This window comes from Nocardia sp. 852002-51101_SCH5132738 (genome assembly GCF_001665695.1).
In the GTDB taxonomy this organism is placed as follows: domain Bacteria; phylum Actinomycetota; class Actinomycetes; order Mycobacteriales; family Mycobacteriaceae; genus Nocardia; species Nocardia nova.
The window spans coordinates 155651-174788 of the sequence record NZ_LZML01000189.1 but is presented as its reverse complement, the minus strand read 5'-3'; the positions used below and the strand labels follow the sequence as shown (position 1 = coordinate 174788).

At 67.0% G+C, this 19138-nt stretch carries 15 protein-coding genes, 1 tRNA gene and 1 riboswitch; of the genes, 8 read left to right on the top strand and 8 right to left on the bottom strand.

Features of this window, described 5'->3' with window-relative positions; translation table 11 throughout:
- The first annotated feature begins 4 nt into the window (after window positions 1-4).
- The 4 genes from A5789_RS30165 to A5789_RS30150 all read left to right on the top strand — a co-directional run bounded on the left by A5789_RS30165 (window position 5) and on the right by A5789_RS30150 (window position 4487).
- Window positions 5-1246, top strand: a complete 1242-nt coding sequence (locus A5789_RS30165) for a hypothetical protein (protein WP_104362491.1) — start codon at window positions 5-7, stop codon at window positions 1244-1246.
- A 45-nt stretch (window positions 1247-1291) separates the two neighbouring features.
- A complete protein-coding gene (locus A5789_RS30160) occupies window positions 1292-2905 on the top strand; it encodes an acyl-CoA synthetase (RefSeq protein ID WP_063011049.1) in 1614 nt (537 codons plus the stop codon).
- Window positions 2906-3036: 131 nt separating this feature from the next.
- Window positions 3037-3723: an acetoacetate decarboxylase family protein gene (locus A5789_RS30155; protein ID WP_030516450.1), complete on the top strand. Its 687-nt coding sequence runs from the start codon at window positions 3037-3039 to the stop codon at window positions 3721-3723.
- Window positions 3720-4487, top strand: a complete 768-nt coding sequence (locus A5789_RS30150) for an SDR family oxidoreductase (RefSeq protein ID WP_064906096.1) — start codon at window positions 3720-3722, stop codon at window positions 4485-4487. The genes A5789_RS30155 and A5789_RS30150 overlap by 4 nt, the downstream gene beginning before the upstream one ends.
- 40 nt (window positions 4488-4527) lie before the next feature.
- Here the strand turns inward: A5789_RS30150 and A5789_RS30145 are convergent, their stop codons facing one another.
- Window positions 4528-5349: a crotonase/enoyl-CoA hydratase family protein gene (locus A5789_RS30145; RefSeq protein WP_036525233.1), complete on the bottom strand. Its 822-nt coding sequence runs from the start codon at window positions 5347-5349 to the stop codon at window positions 4528-4530.
- A 136-nt stretch (window positions 5350-5485) separates the two neighbouring features.
- On the opposite strand from A5789_RS30145, the gene A5789_RS30140 reads away from it, so the two are divergent.
- Entirely contained in the window at window positions 5486-7108 is a 1623-nt protein-coding gene (locus tag A5789_RS30140; protein WP_064906120.1) for a succinic semialdehyde dehydrogenase, read from the top strand.
- Window positions 7109-7213: 105 nt separating this feature from the next.
- On the opposite strand, the gene A5789_RS30135 is transcribed toward A5789_RS30140, so the two are convergent.
- The gene (locus tag A5789_RS30135) at window positions 7214-8614 is read right to left on the bottom strand and encodes a lipase family protein (RefSeq protein ID WP_369817568.1); all 1401 of its coding nucleotides are present in this window, start codon (window positions 8612-8614) and stop codon (window positions 7214-7216) included.
- A gap of 140 nt (window positions 8615-8754) precedes the next feature.
- On the bottom strand, window positions 8755-9861 hold the full coding sequence (locus A5789_RS30130) for a HoxN/HupN/NixA family nickel/cobalt transporter (RefSeq protein ID WP_030516445.1): 1107 nt from the start codon (window positions 9859-9861) through the stop codon (window positions 8755-8757).
- A 33-nt stretch (window positions 9862-9894) separates the two neighbouring features.
- Window positions 9895-10018: riboswitch (cobalamin riboswitch) on the bottom strand.
- A gap of 413 nt (window positions 10019-10431) precedes the next feature.
- Between A5789_RS30130 and A5789_RS30125 the strand changes: the two genes are divergently transcribed.
- Window positions 10432-11475: an ABC transporter substrate-binding protein gene (locus tag A5789_RS30125; RefSeq protein ID WP_064906098.1), complete on the top strand. Its 1044-nt coding sequence runs from the start codon at window positions 10432-10434 to the stop codon at window positions 11473-11475.
- Window positions 11476-11550: 75 nt separating this feature from the next.
- On the top strand, window positions 11551-12819 hold the full coding sequence (locus A5789_RS30120; RefSeq protein ID WP_063019091.1) for a low temperature requirement protein A: 1269 nt from the start codon (window positions 11551-11553) through the stop codon (window positions 12817-12819).
- A 22-nt stretch (window positions 12820-12841) separates the two neighbouring features.
- Here the strand turns inward: A5789_RS30120 and A5789_RS30115 are convergent, their stop codons facing one another.
- From A5789_RS30115 to A5789_RS30100, 4 genes are all read right to left on the bottom strand, one after another.
- Window positions 12842-13129 carry a hypothetical protein gene (locus A5789_RS30115; RefSeq protein WP_064927400.1) on the bottom strand — a complete coding sequence of 96 codons (288 nt, stop codon included), beginning with the start codon at window positions 13127-13129 and terminating at the stop codon, window positions 12842-12844.
- A 195-nt stretch (window positions 13130-13324) separates the two neighbouring features.
- A tRNA-Pro gene (locus A5789_RS30110) sits at window positions 13325-13398 on the bottom strand.
- A gap of 56 nt (window positions 13399-13454) precedes the next feature.
- On the bottom strand, window positions 13455-14882 hold the full coding sequence (locus tag A5789_RS30105; RefSeq protein ID WP_064906102.1) for a hypothetical protein: 1428 nt from the start codon (window positions 14880-14882) through the stop codon (window positions 13455-13457).
- 39 nt (window positions 14883-14921) lie between these two features.
- Entirely contained in the window at window positions 14922-15908 is a 987-nt protein-coding gene (locus A5789_RS30100; RefSeq protein ID WP_063019085.1) for a metallophosphoesterase, read from the bottom strand.
- A 148-nt stretch (window positions 15909-16056) separates the two neighbouring features.
- On the opposite strand from A5789_RS30100, the gene A5789_RS30095 reads away from it, so the two are divergent.
- The gene (locus tag A5789_RS30095) at window positions 16057-16521 is read left to right on the top strand and encodes a GatB/YqeY domain-containing protein (protein WP_064906104.1); all 465 of its coding nucleotides are present in this window, start codon (window positions 16057-16059) and stop codon (window positions 16519-16521) included.
- 63 nt (window positions 16522-16584) lie between these two features.
- Here the strand turns inward: A5789_RS30095 and A5789_RS30090 are convergent, their stop codons facing one another.
- Complete coding sequence (locus A5789_RS30090) at window positions 16585-18948, bottom strand: transglycosylase domain-containing protein (protein ID WP_064906106.1); 2364 nt, start codon at window positions 18946-18948, stop codon at window positions 16585-16587.
- Between the last annotated feature and the right edge of the window lie 190 nt (window positions 18949-19138).

Here is a 19138-nt window from a genome sequence, read left to right as displayed (position 1 = left end):
CGCGATGCCCGCGAGTCGCTTCGCCACACTCAGCCGGGAGCAGCTGGCGGCGCTGGTGCCCGAACTGCTGCTGTGCGGGCATCTCATCGATCGCTCCGGGATGGCGCATTCGATCGGCGCCTTCGGGCGCGACGGGATGGCCGAGGTGGCGATCGAGGAATGGCAGCTGGCCAGCCCGATCTACACCCGCCGGATGCGCGCGGCCCTCGACATCCCGGGCGACGGCGTCGTCACGATATTCAAAGGGCTGCAACTGGATATCGGCGCGCCGCCGCAGTTCATGGACTTCCGGTTCCGCGTCGACGACGACCACAACGGCGAGTTCTGGCTCGACCACTGCGGTGCGCTCGCCGACGTCGAGCCGATGGGTGAGGACTACGTGGTGGCCATGTGCCACACCATCGAGGACCCCACCTTCGACGCGACCGCGCTGGCCACCAATCCGCATGCGCAGGTGCGCCCGATCCACCGGCCGCCCCGGCAGCCGGCCGATCGAGTGCCGGTGTGCGCGTGGACGGTTCGCATCGACCCGGCCAACGAACCGCCCGCGGTGCCGCGCAATGCGGCGCGCATGGCCGAATTCGCCGCTGTCGATATCGAATTGGCGCCGATCGAAGCCGGGGGTCCGGGCCGGTCCGACTACCGCGGGCCACTGCTGAGCGATATCGACTTCGCGGACTTCTCGCATTCGGCGCTGGTCCGGATGGCCGACGAGGTGTGCCTGCAGCAGCATCTGCTGAACCTCGGATTCCTGATCGCGGTCGGCGAGCGCGCGGACGCGGAGACCACCGCCACGATCGCGCGCAAACAGTTCACCGGCATCGCCGGGCTCACCTCCGAACGCCTGCGCGCGGTACTGGGCCTCGGTACCGGCTTCGAGGATCTGGCCCAGGTGCTGCGGCTGCATCCGGCGTGGAATCCGCTGCCCTACGTCGACATGCAGATCGACGCCTATCACGATTCCGCGATCCTGCGCATCGCGCGCGACAGTCCCGGTGTGCGCGACGGCGGCTGGCCGGCCGCCGTCGACGCCGAACATCTGGAGCCGCTGGCGGCCATGGTGCGCGGGGTGAATCCGCGATTCGACGTGCATGCCCGCGAGGGCGACGAGCGCGAATTCGTAGTCGAGATCACCGCTGCCGCAACGCCTTTCCGGGAGTCGCCGGAGGTGGCGATCACTCGGTTCAGCACCGGGGCGGAGTTCCACTTCGCGCCCCGGCAGTCGCTGCCGCTGACGGTCGTCTGACCGCCCTCAGTCCCGAACCGCCGCTACCGACGAGAGATCTCAGATATGCCGAACAATTTCGCCGACCTGTTCGAGCACGCCGTGGACGCCATGCCGGATCGGGTGGCGCTGATTCAGGGCGAGCGCCGGGTCACCTATCAGGAGCTGGAACGCCGCGCCAACCAGCTCGCTCACCACTTCGCCGCGGTGGGCCTGGGGGAGGGCAGCCACATCGGCTTCCAGATGCACAACAGCATCGAGACGATGGAAACCCTGATCGCCGCCTTCAAGATCCGGGCGGTGCCGATCAATATCAACTACCGCTACGGCGCGGACGAACTGCGCTACGTCTACGACAACGCCGACCTCGAGGCGGTGGTACACCACCGGTGCTACGCGCAGGTCGTGGATCAGGTGCGTCCGCAGGTGACCACGCTGCGCCACGTCTTCGTCGTCGACGACGATCAGGGCGGTGACGGGCTGCCCAGCGAATCCACGCCGTACGCGGAGGCATTCGAAAGCAGCTCGGCCGCACGCGATTTCGGTGAGCGCAGCGCCGACGACCTGTTCATGATGTACACCGGCGGCACCACCGGCATGCCCAAGGGCGTGATGTGGCGCCAGGAGGATATGTGGCGGGTCCTCGGCGGCGGCATCGACTTCTACACCAACGTGCCGGTGGCCGACGAGTTCGAACAGTCCCGGGTCGGCTCGCAGAACGACCCGCTGCGCTGGCTGATCCTGCCGCCGCTGATCCACGCCGCCGCGCTGATGCCCACGTTCACCGCACTGTGGTCGGGCAACACCGTCGTCTACGAACCGCGCTTCGACGCCGACCGGGTTTGGCAGGTGGTGGCCGGACAGCGGGCGAATATCGTCGTCATCACCGGCGATGCCATGGCACGGCCGCTGCTCAACTCCTATCGGCGGTCGCCGGTGGACGCCTCCTCGATGGTCGCCCTCGCCTCCGGTGCGGCGCTGCTGTCGCAGCCGGTGAAGAACGAGATGCTGGAGTTGTTCCCGCATGCGGTGATCACCGATTCGATCGGCTCCTCCGAAACCGGATTCGGCGGCATCGGCGTGGCGCAGAAGGACGACGACCCGTCCCGCGGGCCGCGCGTGCAGACCGGACGCGGTGCGGTCGTGGTCAACGAGGAGGGCCGGGAGGTGGCCCCCGGCGAAGAGGGCTGGATGGCCAAGAAGGGGGCGGTGCCCCTCGGCTACTACAAGGACCAGACCAAGTCCGACAAGCTGTTCAAGACCGTCGACGGCGTCCGCATGGTCATCACCGACGACCGCGCGCGGGTGGAGGCCGACGGCACCATCACCCTGATCGGGCGCGGCAACATGGTGATCAACACCGGCGGCGAGAAGGTGTTCGTCGAAGAGGTGGAGGCCGTCGTGAAGGCCCATGAGGGCGTCTACGACGTGGTGGTCATCGGAGTTCCGCACGAGCGCTGGGGCCATCAGGTCGCGGCGGTGGTGTCACCGGCAAGCGCCGATCCGCTGGATTTCGCCGACCTCGAGGCACACGTCCGCAAGCATCTCGCCGGATACAAACTGCCGCGCAGCATTTGGGTGGTCGACGCGGTCGGGCGCACGCCCAGCGGAAAACCGGACTACCGGTGGGCGAAAGCCCATGCCGAATCCCATCCGCCGGCCCACACCGTCGGCTCCTGAACCCCTCGGGATCCTCGCCGGACGTCGCGCCCGCGGCGTTCGGCGCCGTCGTGTCCGGGCGATCTCGGTGACCGGGATTTCCCGGCCGAGAGGGCCTGCCGAATCAGACTGGAACGTGTTCTACTTGGAGGATGACAGCGGTGCATTCCGTACTCGGTGAAAAAGTCAGGATGCCGGTCGAGATCCGCGACGCCGACGCCTGCGCGGCGACATTTCTCGTCGACGCGGCGGCGGCCCGGGAGATCGTGGCGCCGACCGGACTCGAACCACTCACGGTCGCCGGACGCGGGGTGTGCTCGCTGGTCTTCGTGCGCTACGTGGACGGCGACCTCGGTCCCTATCACGAATTCGGCCTCACCCTCATGGTGCGCGGCCGGGACAAGGACCTCGGCGTCTACATTCCCTGGCTGCCGGTGAACCAGACCTTCACCTGCGCCGCCGGCCGCGAGATCTGGGGCTTTCCCAAGGAGATCGCCGATATCCGGATCACGCCGGTGCGTCGCGGCAAGCGCTGCGAGGTGCGCATCGACGACCGTCTGGTGGTGGCGATGGAGGTCGCCGGTGGCGTGCCGTCGCCGGGCGGCATGGGCGGTGCGTCGATCGCGGCCTACACCCATATGGACGGCGTCCTGCGCCGTACCCCGTGGGTGATGAATCCGTCGCAGGTGCGAATGGGGCTGGGCGGCACCAGGATCGAACTCGGTGATCACCCCGTCGCCGAACAGATGCGCGCCCTGGGGTTGCCCAAGCGCGCACTCTTCAGCAGCCGGATCGGACTGCTGCGCATGACTTTCGAAGACGCGGTGGAGGTTCGATGAGCAAGACAGCACTGGTGACCGGTGCCGCCAGCGGCATGGGACGCATGGCGGCCCAGCGACTGGCGGCGGGCGGCTATCGGGTGGCCGCACTCGATATCAACGAGACCGGCCTGGCCGAAACCGCGCGCCGATCCCCGAATATGAGCACCTACACCTGTGATGTCGCCGACGAGCAGGCGGTACGCGCGGTGGTCGACAAGGTCCGCGCGGACCTCGGGCCGATCGAGCACGTGGTGCACGCGGCGGCGCTGTGCCGGGTGGGTTCGGCTCTGACCCACGATGTTTCGGAGATGCGCCGGGTGATGGACATCAACTACGGCGGGACGATCAATATCTGCCAGGCCATCGTGCCGGAGATGAAGCAGGCGGGCCGCGGCACGCTGGTGCTGTTCGCCTCGGTGGCGGGCTGGCTGCCCTCGCCGGGCCTGGCCGCCTACTCGGCCTCCAAATTCGCCGTCGTCTGCTACCACGAAGCGCTCGCCCAGGAGTTGAACGGGACCGGGGTGCGGGTGATCTCGATCTGCCCGCCGATCGTGGAAACCCCGCTGCTGGACGGCATTCGGGCCGCCAACGAGGCAGTGGTCGCCGGTCAGAAGGGCATCACCCCGGACCGGGTGCTCGATGCCGCCGAGCGGGCGGTAGCCGACCCGAAGGCGCCACTGTTCATCTTCCCCGGTCCGGCCAAGCCGCTGTGGCTGGCACGGCGTTTCGCCCCGAACTTCCTGCGCAAGCAGGTCACTCGGATGGTGAAGCCGGAATTGTGACGGTGCACGCACCCGGCCCCGGCAGCCGGGTGCGGCCGAATCAGCGGCCCTTGAACTCGGGCTTGCGGCGCTCGGCGAAGGCGCGCGGGCCTTCCTTGGCATCCTCGCTGCGGAAGACGGTGAGGCCGAGCTGCGAGTCGATCTTGAAGGCCTCGTTCTCGTGCATGCCCTCGGTGTCGCGCATGGTCTTCAGGATCGCCTGCACCGCCAGCGGGCCGTTGGCGTTGATCTTCTCGGCGAGCTCGAGCGCCTTGTCCAGCGCGGTCCCGTCCGGCACCACGTGGCCGATCAGGCCGTACTCCTTGGCCTCGGCCGCGGTGATGTGGCGCCCGGTGAGCAGGATGTCGGCGGCGACGGTGTAGGGGATCTGCCGGGGCAGTCGCACCGCCGAGCCGCCCATCGGGAACAGGCTCCAGCGCGCCTCGGAGACACCGAATTTCGCGCTCTCGCCGGCGACGCGGATGTCGGTGCCCTGCAGAATCTCGGTTCCGCCGGCGATGGCCGCGCCCTCGACGGCGGCGATCAGCGGCTTGGTCAGGCGGCGGCCCTTGAGCAGACCCGGAATGTTGGTCGGGTCGAAGGCGCCGCCGGCGCTCATATTCTTGGCCGGATCCTGTTTGGTCATCGCCTTGAGGTCGGCGCCCGCGCAGAACGCGCCGCCCGCGCCGGTGAGGATGCAGGAGCGGATCTCCGGGTCGTTGTCGACGGTGTCCCACGCCTGCACCATCAGGTCGAGCATCTCGGCCGACAGCGCATTGCGGACGGCCGGCCGGTTCATGGTGACGATCAGAGTGGCGCCGCGTCGCTCCAGCAGCGCATGGGGTTCCGTGTTGCTACCTGTTTCAGTTGCTGCCGTCGTCATCGTCGACCCACTTTCCTCATGGTATTACTCGCGTTTTGCGGACGAAGTTACCCCGCAACGTTGTACAGAACAATAACGTGTTCTAGTTTGAATGATGGTGACCGCCGTCACGGGCGGCAAGTTATGGAGAGCGCTGATGGAGACAACCACGCACAGCGGTGCGGACGCGACCTCGCGCAGCGGCGCGAGCACGTTGCCGCCGCGGATCACGAAGACGCTGATCGACCGCCTCACCGGGCTGATCACCGCGGGCGCCGCGGGGGAGAAGCGCGAACCCTGCGACATGATCGAGGTGTACACCGGCGCGGTCGTCGGTGAGCTGCCGCAGTCCTCGCCCGAGGACGTCGCCGCGGCGGCCGACAAGGCTCGGGCGGCGCAGCGGGAATGGGCGAACTGGCCGGTCAAGCGCCGGCTGCAGGTCTTCGAGAAGGCCCATGAGCTGATTCTCTCCGAACTCGACACCATCGCGGACCTGATTCAGATCGGTTGCGGCAAGACCCGCCGGATGGCCATCGAGGAATCGTGCGATCCGGTGATGGTGATCAGCCACTACCTCAAACATGCCGAGCGGATCCTGAAACCGATCCGGCGCGGCGGCGCGATGCCCATCATCTCCACCTCCACCGAACAGCATCGGCCCAAGGGCGTCGTCGCGGTGATCGCGCCGTGGAACTTCCCCTTCGCGATCTCGATCTCCGATTCGATTCCGGCCCTCATCGCCGGCAACGGCGTGGTGATCAAACCGGACAACAAGACCGCGCTGTGCACGCTCTACGGCGTCGAACTGCTGCGCAAGGCGGGGCTGCCGCGCGATCTGATCCAGGTCGTGTGCGGTACCGGACCCGACGTCGGCCCCACCCTGATCGACCACAGCGATTTCGTGATGTTCACCGGTTCCACCGCGACCGGTCGCACCATCGGCGAGCGCGCGGGCCGCAACCTCATCAGCTGCAGCCTCGAACTCGGCGGCAAGAATCCGATGATCGTGCTCGAGGACGCCAACCTCGACGAGGTGATTCCTGGCGCGATCTTCGCGGTGTACGGCAACTCCGGCCAAGCATGTATGCATATCGAGCGCATCTATGTGCACGAGCGCATCCACGACGAGTTCGTGCGCCGATTCGTCGCCGCGGCAGAGGAATTGGGGTCGAAGGCGGGTGCCTCCTACACCGCCGACCCGGAATTCGGCTCGCTGGTGTCGGTCGATCACATGCGGCGCGTGGCCTCGCACGTCGACGACGCCGTCGCGAAGGGCGCGACCGTGCTGACCGGCGGCAAGGCCCGCCCGGACATCGGCCCGGCGTTCTACGAGCCGACCGTGCTGACCGGTGTGACCCCCGAGATGGAGCACGCGACCGTCGAGACCTTCGGTCCGGTCGTCACCATCTACCGCTACACCGACGAGAACGAGGCCGTCCGACAGGCCAATGCCACCACCTACGGTCTCAACGCCAGCATCTGGAGTTCGGATCTCGCTCGTGCGGAGAAGCTCGCCGACCGGCTCGAGGCGGGCAATGTCAACGTCAACGACGGCTTCGTCGCGACCTATTCGGCGAAGATGACGCCCTCGGGCGGCGTCAAACAGTCCGGCGTGGGCACCCGGCACGGCGACGCGGGCCTGCTCAAGTACACCGATACGGTCAACGTCGGCGTGCAGAAGAAGCAGGTGCTCTCGGCCCGGGCGGGTATGCCGTTCGAAAAGCAGCTCAAGAGCACGCTCATCACGTTGCGTCTGAGCCGCCGGCTGCGCATCCGCTGACGGGTCGATGCCGTCGATCTCCACGGAAGGGCCCGTTCGTCCCCCTGACGAACGGGCCCTTCCCATCACCCGGCACCACGCTGTGCCGGTAGCTCTGCGCGCGGCCTACTTCACGCCGATCGGCTTACCGAAGAACGAGGCGAAGGTTTCGCCGAAGGTCGAGGCCAGCATCTGGAAACCGTTGGGGTCCAGCAACAACCAGCCCGCATCCGCGGTGTGACAGCCGGGCTGCGCGGGTACGCCGTCGAGACGGTCGCGCAACCACAGCATCGCCGGGCCGCCGCCGGAGATCTCGGTGGCGACATGTTCGGCGAAGTGTTCACGGGTGTATTGCACTGTGGCGGAGGGGTTTCGGCAGTAGGTGTCGACGAGGTTGTTCACCTGGCCGACCGGGATGATCTCGTCCGGGTTGCCCTGCCAGATGTACATCGGCATATCCGGCACCGACTTGCCCATGCGGGTTTCGTCCAGTACGTCGGCGACCGCGGGCTGCTGGAGCGGATCGCCAGGAACCCGCAACATTCCTTCGAGATTCAGAAACGGCAGCAGCGAGCTGACGTACTGCACGCACAATCCGCTCTGAATCGTGGTCAGTCCCTTGCCCAATGGGTCCATATGCTCGTCGACGAAACGCGCGAATTCGGCGTATTCGCGGGTCAGGCCCATCACGGCGGCCAGTACCAGCCCCGAGGTCGCCTGTCCGTTGGCCACCTTCAGCGTCATGCCGAGATCGGCCGGAACCCCGCCCTCGGCCGCGCCGACGATATTCAGCTCCGGTGCGTAGGTGCTCTTCAGTTCGGCCGCGTGACCGGTCGCGATCGCACCGCCGGAGTAGCCGTAGAGGCCGATCCTGGTCTGCGGGCTCAACCGCATCGGCTCGAAATCTCGGGCCGCGCGAACGCCGTCCAGGGTGATCCGGCCGGCGAGCGGCCCCGCTGCATAGGCGTTGTTCGGCCCCTCGTGATCGGGAATCACCACGGCCCAGCCCTGCTGCAACGCGCCCTGGGCGATCACGAATTCGGCCGGGGCCACGATCTGGCCCAGGAACGGACCGGCCGAGAAATGCTGGATCGCGTAGGAGGGTGCGCAGTAGCCGGCCAGGGAATCCTCGGCGATCTGCATCGAGACCAGTTTGTCCGGTGCCGAACCGCGTGGTTTCAGAACCGTCGCGACCGCCGGGATCGGTCGGTCACGACTGTCGTTCGATCGGTACGAGATCTGCCACGCGTCGACATTGACCGGGATCAGCCCGAGATTGGCCACCCGCACCTGCCGCGCGGCGATGATCTCGCCGGGCTGCTTCGCCGCGACGATCTCCGGTGCCGGATGGTAGAAGCCCGGGTCCAGCTCGGGTGGTAGCGGAATCGGGGCCGCGGGTGCGACCGGCGCGGGTTCGGCGCCGGCGTGCGGCGGATGAGCCACCACTGCGGCCGGAACGGTCAATGCCGCCGCCGCGGCGAGGACACAGGTCGTCCGGCGGATGCGGCGCGTCCAGGATTCGGTCACACTCGGCTCCTTCACTAATGCGAGACTGCTCCGTCTCACATATGCAGCGAACTATGGCACAGGTGTGATCGCCGTCGCAAGAATGTCGCATGCCGGCCGGCGATGCGCGGCTCGACGAGGTGCGGTCGAATGTGGTGTGGCTAGGCCGATTCCTCGGTCGGCGCGGGCGCCCAGCGTTCGTCCACCTTCGCCAGCCGCCAGTAGGCGATCGCGACGACCCAGGCGAGGACGAACAATCCGACGATCGCGAATCCCGCGTTGTTGAGGTCGATACCGGCGATCCACTCTCCGACCGGGCCGCCGAAACCGGTGTCGTCGTGCAGCACCTTGATCAGCTCGATCGAGCCGATGAACAGGGCCACCGCGATCGACAGGCCGGTGATGGCCAGGTTGTAGAAGATCTTGCGCACCGGATCGGAGAACGCCCAGTCGTAGGCGACGTTCATGAACAGGCCGTCGATCGTGTCCATCACGCTCATCCCCGCCGCGAACAGCAGCGGCAGCACCACGATCGCGTACCAGGGCAGTCCCGCCGCCGCGCCGGACCCGGCCAGCGCGAGCAGCGCCACCTCGGTCGCGGTGTCGAAACCCAGTCCGAACAGCACGCCGACCGGATACACGTGCACCGGCCGTCCCACCATCCGCATCACCGGCGCCAGCAGGCGTGCCAGGAATCCGCGCGAATCGAGCGCCGCCTCCAGTTCCGCGCGATCGTATTCGCCGCTGTGGCGCAGACGGCGGAACACCCGCCAGATGCCGATCAGCGCAACCACATTGAGCAGGCCGATCAGATACAGGAACGATCCGGAGGCCACGGTCGAGATGGTGCCCAGGGTCTTGCGGGTCGACGAGTCCTCGTCGACCAGGGTGCCCACCACGTGCGCACCCGCCACCACCAGTGCGGCGAGGACGAACACGATCGTGGAATGCCCCATCGCGAACCAGAATCCGACCGATTTGGGCCGTTTGCCGTCGCTCATCAGCTTGCGCGTGGTGTTGTCGATGGCGGCGATGTGGTCGGCGTCGAAGGCGTGGCGCAGCCCGAAGGTGTAGGCCGTGATGCCCAGTCCGATGCCGAAGACCTCCGTGCCGATGCGATAACCGTGCGGGGCGATCGCGCCGAACAGCAGGCCGAATCCGATCAGATGCATCAACGCGACCACACCGAGCAGCACCGCCGCTTCCAGCCAGTCACGCCGGGACCAGTCCCGCAGCACATCGCGAAGCAGGCGACGACGAGTGGACATGTGCCACAACCCTTCTGGGGAACCCGCGTCCCCGTCCGTGCACAGCGACGAAAGGGGTCTGGCTGACAGCATGGGCTGAACACAGTGGCGCGACCGCACCGGATTGGCACCGGTTTCCCGTTCCCATCGCGAGAACTCTGCGGACTATACCAACGGACCGCACCCGTGCGGCCACGGTCTTCGCAGGTCGCAACGAGGGTGGTGACAGGGTTCCCGATCGATGAAATGTCGGGTATGCCCCCGTTGCCCGGGAAATCGAGGAGACTCGGCGTAACACAGTCCGTAGTGCGACGACTGTGTGCGGGTGCCAGTTCCACAGGGTCAGCGTTTCAGCAATGCCGTTTCTGCGATGCCAGGGGAGCCTTCATGTCGCAGTCTTCTGCCGCGTACCCGAGTATGGTGCCGGTCGGGGTGGATACCGCTCGGGTGTACTCGAGTGATCGACGCGTATTTCCGGCAACCGAATCGTCGTGATTCAAAGGGGAGGCTCGGCAATTCACAACACCTAGGCTCGGCCGAGCCGACGCGCACCACCGTGCCGTCGTGCGCAGTGTCGAGAGGAATTACCTGATGTCCGGACGTATCCGCACCGCAATATCCGTCTTCGCAGCCGGTACGGCTGCCGCTGTGCTACTCACCGCCTGCGGCAGCGGAGGATCCGCCCACACCGAGAACGGGGTGACCTCGCTTCGGTATCTCGGCTGGACCGATCAGGTCACGCTTCCGGAGCTCGCGGAGAACCTCGGATTCTTCGACGGCAAGATCGAACTCGACTACGTCGGCAACACCATCAGCGGGCCGCAGGAAATCCAGACCGCCGCGACCGGGCAGGTCGACTTCGGCGGGGCCTTCGCCGGTGCGGTCGCCAAGCTGGCCGGCGCCGGGGCGCCCATCACCGCGGTGGTCAACTACTACGGATCGGACGAGAAGTCCTTCCAGGGCTATTACACCCTCGACAACAGCCCGATTCGTTCGGCCGCGGATCTGGTCGGCAAGAAGGTCGGCGTGAATACGCTCGGTGGCCAGAACGAGGCCGATATCCACGATGCGTTGAAGAAGGCCGGACTGAGCGTCGACCAGATCAAATCGGTGCAATTGGTGGCGCTGCCGCCGCCGAATATCGAACAGGCGCTGCGGCAGGGACAGATCGACGCCGCGGCATTGAACGGCCAGTTCCAACAGCGTGCGGTGGCCAACGGCGGAGTGCGACCGATTTTCACCGAACTCGACGAATACGGCGGCCCGATCAACGGCGGACCCTATGTCTTCCGCAACGATTTCATCGCGAAGAACCCCGATGTGGTCCGCACCTTCACCACCGGCGTCGCGAAGGCGATCGAATGGGAGCGCAGCACGCCGCGGGATCAGGTGATCGCGAAATTCACCGAGATCATCAACGCCCGCCACCGCGCGGGAGAGGACACCTCGACGCTGAAATACTGGCTGTCCGTGGGGGTTCCGGCGCGCTACGGCAAGGTGTCGGACGAGGATTTCACGCGCTGGCAGAGCTGGCTCGAGGACACCGGGGCCATCGATCACAAGCTGGATCCGAGCAAGTTCTACACGAACAAGTTCAACTCGCTGCTGCAGCCGTCGGACGCTTCCGGGAAGTAGCGCGCGCACGCGTCCTGCCACGGCGACGGGCCGGCAGCGGCGAGCCGACCCGTCGGTACGGCATCATCGGTGCCCATGAGCGACTCCGTATCCACCGGCGGCGCCCGCGGCCCGGCGCACCGCCTCATCCGGATGACCGGCCGCGACCCCGACGAACCGGGGCGCGTGTCCTCGCCCCTGGAGCTGCTGTTCGATCTGACCTTCGTGGTCGCGGTCGGCACGGCGGCGTCGTATTTCGCCGAGATGGTCGCCGACGGGCATGCGGGCAAGGCGGTGCTCGCCTTCGTGCTGGCGATGTTCGCGATCGTCAACGCCTGGATCAATTTCAGCTGGTTCGCCTCGGCGTTCGACACCGACGACTGGCTGTACCGCGTGCTCACCATGGTGGTGATGATCGGCGTGGTGGTCTTCGCCCTCGGCCTGCCCGCGATGTTCCATTCGGTCGATGTGGGCGATCACCTCGACGTGCGGGTGATGGTCGTCGGCTACATCGTGATGCGGATCGCGATGGTGCTGCAGTGGTGGCGCGCCGGACGGGAGTCGCCGTCCTTCCGGCACGTCGGCTACGGGAGCATCCGGTGGACGATCATCGCCCAAATCGGCTGGGTGATCATCGCATTCGTGCACATGCCGCTGCTCGTGGCCGGGGTGGGATGCATACTGCTCGGCGTGCTGGAACTGCTCGTACCGGTGCTGACGCAGGGCCGCGCGAGTGGTACCCCGTGGCATCCGCACCACGTGGCCGAACGCTACAGCCTGTTCGCCATCATCGCGCTCGGTGAGGGCGTGGTCGGCACGGTCGCCTCCTCGGGCGGGCTGCTCGGCGGCAGCGACGGCGGGCAGTGGAGTGCCGATGCGATCGCGATCGTGGTCGCCGGCGTGGGCCTGACCTTCGGCATGTGGTGGGTGTACTTCACCACCCCGTTCGGCGAGATCCTCGTGCACCGCCGCAACCGCGGCTACCTGTTCGGTTACGGCCACATCCCGCTCTACATGGGTATCGCCGGCGCCGGCGCGGGCCTGCACGTCGCGGGCCTGTCGCTCGAGCACCACTCCCACATCGGCCCGGTCGCGGTGGTCCTCGCTCTGGCGCTGCCGGTGGGCGTGTACCTGCTGATGGTCTATCTGCTGCACACCCTGCTGCTGTCGGCCCCGGACCCGTTCCACATCCTGCTGCTCACCCTCACGGTCGTGGTCTTGGCCGTCGCGGTGATCCTGGCCGCGCTGGGCGCCTCGATCGCCGTATGCCTACTGGTGGTGATGATCTCCCCGTTCATCACCGTGGTCGGCTACGAAACCATCGGCTATCGGCATCAGCGCGAGATGCTGGCGAATCTGGAGTGACGCGAGCGAGCCCGTCACCGTGCTATCGAGGACCTGGCGACCAGTACGGCGGCGTCCGATCTTGCGGCTGCTGCGCGGAATGCTGCTGCGGCGGGCTCCACAACGGCACGTCCTGGTGCTGCGGCGGAGTCCACATCGGGACGTCCTGGTGCTGCGGGGGAGTCCACATCGGCAGGTCCTGCTGCGACGCCTCGGAGGCGGAACCTGCCCGCCGCCCCGGCGCTTTCGCCAGACTGACGATCAACAGAACCGCTCCAGCGATGAGAATGATGATCCCCAGGATCACCACCAAGCCGATGAGTGCCGCCACGAACAAAGTTGTAGCACAAGGTTTTCCGGTGGTCCCGGAAATGGGAAGGCAGCTCGCCCAGAGGATCGGGCCGTGGACGGTGAAGTTTCTCGAACCCGGCACAGATACGCACCCGGCACCGATACGCACCCGGGCAAAGCAAGAGGCCCTGACCAGTGGATCGGTCAGGGCCTCTGCCGTGTCTCCACACACGAGTCGGGGTGACAGGATTTGAACCTGCGACCTCTTCGTCCCGAACGAAGCGCGCTACCAAGCTGCGCCACACCCCGTGAGTTGAGCCTGTCGTAGCTTACAGCAGGGGGGAGCGGATCATTAAATCCGCTGGTCAGCGGGCAGGGAGGGGGCGGATGGTGGAGAGGATGCGTTTGGCGGTTTCCTTGTCCACGGACTTGTCGACGCCGGTGTCGGCGGCGACCGTCATGACGAAGTTTCCGTTTTCGCTGGGGAAGGCGAACGTGTAGACCGCGAAGGTCGTGGCGCAGCCGGGGGCCGGCGGCGGCGCGCTGCCGGTGGTCTCCACGAAGGCGCCGTGCAGCTGCCCGTCCAGCGAGACCATCGGCTCGGCGGGGGCCGGGGCGGCGATGGTGGCGTTCGACCAGCCGAACTTGGCCATCCGGGCCCCGATATCGGCGGCGGCCGCGGACGGGTCCGTCTGGGGAGACATGGTGAGGAAGGCGTTGGTCCGGGTGTAGTTCGGACAGTAGTTCTTGCCGTCCTGTGCCAGGCCGGCGATTTCCAGCGGATTCGATCCGGAACCCCAGGCGGCCGTGCCGACCGGATCGACCCTCCACTCCGGAGGCGCGTCGTAGGCCGCACCGCGATCGAGGATCTGGACGACCTGGTAACCGGGAACCATCGGTGGCGGCGCGGCGCCGGGCTGCGGCTTCGGCGCCGTCTGCTGCGGTCGCGAAGGTGGTGGGGGAGGCTGATTTTCGTTACTGAGCGCACTGACCATGGACGGCTTGCCGGAACCCGCGGCGGCCGGCGAGTCGGAATGCCGGCTCGCGACCACCGCCACGGTCGCGCCGATCGCCACGACGACCAGCACCCCGATTCCGCTGAGCAGCAGAGCTTTCCGCCGCCGAGGCGGCTGCTCGGCCGGCACCTGCAGCAGCGCGGTGTGCGGATGCTGAGCCGTCGGCGGTCCCCAGGACGCTTGCTGCGGCGCGGGATGTGATCCGACCCCCAATTGCCAATCCGGCTCGGGGCGACCGCTGCCGTGCGGTGCCGAGAACTGTTGCCGGGAGGGAGTATTCGCGCCCGGCATCGAGCTGCCCGGCCACTGCGGCATTCCGGGTTGCACGCCGAAGGCGGTGGTGGGGGCGTCGGGTCCGCCCGGGTTGCCGAAACCGTGCGGCGACGGAGCGAAGCCGGACGGCGCGTGCGGACCCGGGACCGCATTCGGGCCATGGGAGGTATCTCCGCTCGCGCCGCCCTGTGGCGTCCACGGATGGGCCGGAGCGGATTGCCCTCCGGCAGCGTCGTTCCCACCGAACAGCGATCCGGGCGACCGGTCCGCGTCCGGTGCCGCGGGCTTGGCGGGTTCGGCCGGAGAACCGGAGCGTCCGGGATCGCCCGCGCCGCCGGGAACGGTCGGAATCGACTGCGGCCGAGCCCACGGAGAGCCTTGCGACACAGGGAAATTCGCACCCGGCACCCGCCGGATCGCCAGTGTCGGCGGGGTCTCGTTCGAGTCGGGAGTGGGTTCTCGTCGCGCGGTCGGGTCGTCGTTCCGCTCGAACCCACTGTTCACCGTGTACCCCTGCCTGATGTCGTGCCTCGGCACGCCACCCTAGCGCGCCACGGCCTCCGATTCCGAGACGCCATGGCCACTGTCGGCGATGGGGCCTTTCGGCGGTGCGGCCACCAGCGTCAGCAAGGTCGCCTCGGGGCGGCAGCAGAAGCGGTACGGCGCCCACGGCGAGGTACCCAGGCCCGCGGACACGTGCAGTCGCGTGTGCGCACCCCAGCGCGACGGACCCTTCACCCGGGACCGATCGATACCGCAGTTGGTGACCAGCGCGCCGAATCCCGGCAGGCACAGCTGTCCGCCGTGGGTGTGGCCGGCCAGCACCAGGTCGTACCCGTCACCGGCGAACCGGTCGAGTACGCGGGGCTCGGGCGAATGGGTGAGTCCGATGCTCAGATCGGCCAGTGGGTTCGGCGAGCCGGCGACGGTGTCGTACCGGTCGCGGGACAGGTGCGGATCGTCGACACCGGCCGTGGAGATCTTGATTCCGGCGACCTCGAGATCGCGCCGCACATGGGTCAGATCCAGCCAGCCGCGTTCGGTGAACGCCGCGCGCAGATCCTGCCAGGGCAGCGGATCCCCGTGCACTCGCTTGTGGTTCTTGTCGAAGTACTTGAGCGGGTTCTTCGGAACGGGCGCGAAATAGTCGTTACTGCCGAAGACGAAGATGCCCGGACGGGAGAGCAACGCCGTCAGCGACTGCACCACCGCGGGCACCGCCTTCGGATGCGCGAGGTTGTCGCCGGTGTTGACGATCAGGTCCGGTTCCAAGGCGGCCAGTTCGCGAACCCAGGCCTGTTTGAGTTTCTGGCCGGGCGTCATGTGCAGGTCGCTGATGTGCAGCACACGCAGACTCGACGAGCCCGGCTGCAGCACCGGCATCGTGGCCTCACGAAGGACGAAGGCATTGCGTTCGATCAGCGAGGCATAGCCGATTCCGGCCACTGCGGTACCGGCGGCCGCGGCGGCGACCTTAGCTCCGGAGCCCAGCGCTGCTCGTCGAAGTGCGGGGGACGAGAATACGGGCATCAGCCCAGAATAGGCGACCACTGTGACGAATACCGAGTGTGATTCCGCACAGGCATCCGGTTTGCCGGGCGCTGTCGTAGCCGTCCACCCGGCTCGACACGCGGAAATGCGGTGGGAGGGTCCGCCGACAACGGCTAGCGTGTGGCGCATGTCGGAACTCAAATCGAAGTTGCGCGCCGATCTGACCGCGGCGATGAAGGCCAAGGACACGTTGCGCCTCAGCACGCTGCGCATGCTGCTGGCAGCCGTGCAGAACGCCGAGGTCGCCGGTGCCGAGGCGAAGGAGCTCTCCGATGCCGAGGTGATCGCGGTCCTCGGCAAGGAGGCCAAGAAGCGCAACGAGGCGGCCGTCGTCTACGAACAGAACGGCCGCGCCGAACTGGCCGCCAACGAGCGCGCCGAGCAGGAGATCATCGACGAGTATCTGCCGACCCCGCTCACCGAGGCCGAGGTCGCCGATATCGCCGATACCGCCATCGCCGATGTGGCCGAGCAGTTGGGTGAGCGCCCGGGCATGAAGCAGATGGGCCAGGTCATGAAGGTCGCGACGGCGCTGGCCGCGGGCCGGGCGGACGGTTCGCGGATCTCGGCCGCGGTCAAGGCCCGGCTGTAGGCTCGCCGGACAAAGCAGGAGGCCGGCGAATGTGTCGCACATTCGCCGGCCTCTCGCGTATCGCTACCGGGGGATCGGAATCGGAATCGGTGGCAGCCGCGGTATCTGCGGCAGACCCGGGAGCGCCGGCGGCGCCGGCGGCGGTCCGGGCTTCGGGATCTCCCGCTGCGTGCCGTCGCTGACGAGCACCGTGATCACCGATCCGGGAATGGCCGAGCCGTTCGGCGTCGTAGCGGTGACCGTCCCCTTGGCGGCCGATCCGGGCGTGGTGACCGTCGACACCTGAAAGCCCGCGCCGATGAGCACCGAGCGCGCCTCGGACTCCGACATGCCGTTCACATCCGGGATCTGCGCGTTGTTCGAGCCGCGCACGTATTTGTCGTCCAGCGGCGGCAGTGCGGGCGGCGGGAATTTGTCGAGTACCGGTTTGATACCGCCGAACCAGCTGCGAGCCGGTTCGTTACCGCCGTAGAGGTTACCGTCGCCGCAGGTGCGCAGCGGGAACGAGCAGATCTCGCCGGGCGTCGGGGAGTCGCCGTAGATGTAGGCGGCGCCGGCCATCGAATTGGTGAAGCCGAGGAAGGCCGAGGACCGGTGGGTTTCGGTGGTTCCCGTCTTGGCCGATACGGGGGCGTTCCAGCCCACCGCACGGGCCGAACCGGCCGCGGTACCGCCCACGGCGTCCTGGCTCAGCGCATTGGCCAGGGTATTCGCCAACCCGGGCTCGACGACCTGTTCACAGGCCTGCTGGGTGAGCGGAACCTGCTTACCGTCGCGGTCGATCACCTCCGCGATCGGCGAGGGCGGGCACCACTTTCCGCCGGATGCCAGCGTCGCGGCGACATTGGACAATTCCAGCGGATTGATCGCGACCGGGCCCAGGGTGAACGAGCCGAGATTCTGCTGTTTGATCATGTCCGCCAGGCTCTGATTACCGTGGCCGGAGGTGCCCGCCTCGGCGTAGGAGCGCATCCCGAGCCGGACCGCCATATCGACCGTGGGCGTCACGCCGACATCCTGGATGAGCTTGACGAACGCGGTGTTCGGAGACTGCGCCAGCGCCTCCGTCACCGACATCGGCGATCGGTAATTACCGGCGTTCTTCACGCAATAGGTGGCCGGCGGACATCCCGCGGCGCCACCGTTACCCATACCCTTCGCGGCGAAGAACGAGGGCACATCCAACTGGGCGCTGGTGCCCAGGCCCTTCTCCATCGCGGCGGCCGTGGTGAAGATCTTGAAAATCGATCCGGCGCCGTCACCGACCATCGAATACGGCTGGGGTTGGACCGTTTGATGCGCACCCTGATCCAGACCGTAGGTGCGGCTCGAGGTCATCGCCAGGATGTGGTGGGAGTCCTGGCCGGGAGCGATGATGCTGGTGACCTCGGCGATATTCTCCAGATTCGGATCGGTGTTCGCCGTGACGGCGGCCTTGACCGAATTCTGCACCGCCGGATCCAAGGTGGTGCGAATCAGATATCCGCCCTTGTCCATCTGATCCTTGCTGATTCCCGCATTGGCGAGATATTGCAGCGCGTAATCGCAGAAATAACCACGGTCACCTGCGGCGATGCATCCGCGCGGCAGCCCCTTGGGCTCCGGCAGCACACCCAGCGGCTGTTCCTTGGCGGCCCGGAATTCGTCGGCCCGGCTCGGAATGTTCTGAATCAGCGTGTCCAACACGGTATTACGCCGCTCCAGCACGCCCTTGGGGTTGGTGTACGGGTTGAGTTTGGAGCTGGACTGGACCATACCGGCGAGCATGGCGGCCTGCGCGACCTTCAAATCCTTGGCGTCGACGCCGAAATAGGTCTGCGCGGCGTCCTGAATGCCGTAGGAACCGTTGCCGAACGGCACCAGATTCAGATAGCGGGTGAGGATCTCGTCCTTGGTGAGTTCTTTCTCCAAGGTCAGAGCCATTCGGATTTCGCGCAGTTTACGGGCCGGCGTGGTCTCGATGGCGGCACGGCGTTCGGCGTCGGTTTTCGCGACCACCAGCAGCTGGAAGTTCTTCACGTACTGCTGGTCGATGGTCGAGGCGCCCTGCTGTACCTCACCGCTCGAGGTGTTGGTCAGGAATGCGCGCAGCGTGCCCTGCCAGTCGACGCCGCCGTGTTCGGCGAAGCGTTTGTCCTCGATGGAGACGATCGCCAACTTCATATCGTTGGCGATCTTGTCGCTGGGGACCTCGAAACGTCTCTGTTCGTACAGCCACGCGATGGGGGCTCCGGTCGCATCGACCATCGTCGACACCGCCGGCGCGGTACCCGCCACCAATTCCGCGGAAACGTTGTCCACGGCATCGGCTGCGCGGTTCGACATGTACCCGAAGCCGCCGGCGAGCGGGAACAGCAATCCGGCGACGAGTACGGCCGCTAGGACGCAGGCGCCGGCGAGCCTCGCGAGCGTTTGTGAGATCGGCACGCGCCCCAGCCTAATTGGCCCGCCGTCACATGCGCGGTGCGCGGTCGGCGGCGCGCCATGACAGCTGGTCGCGAGGCTTCCGCAGGGACGGGCGTACCAGAAAATACGGGCACGGTCTTGCGCTCGCCCCATACCTTTACCTAGATTGAGAACCCAGTGTGATAGAGCTAACACTCAAAGTGGAATGTGG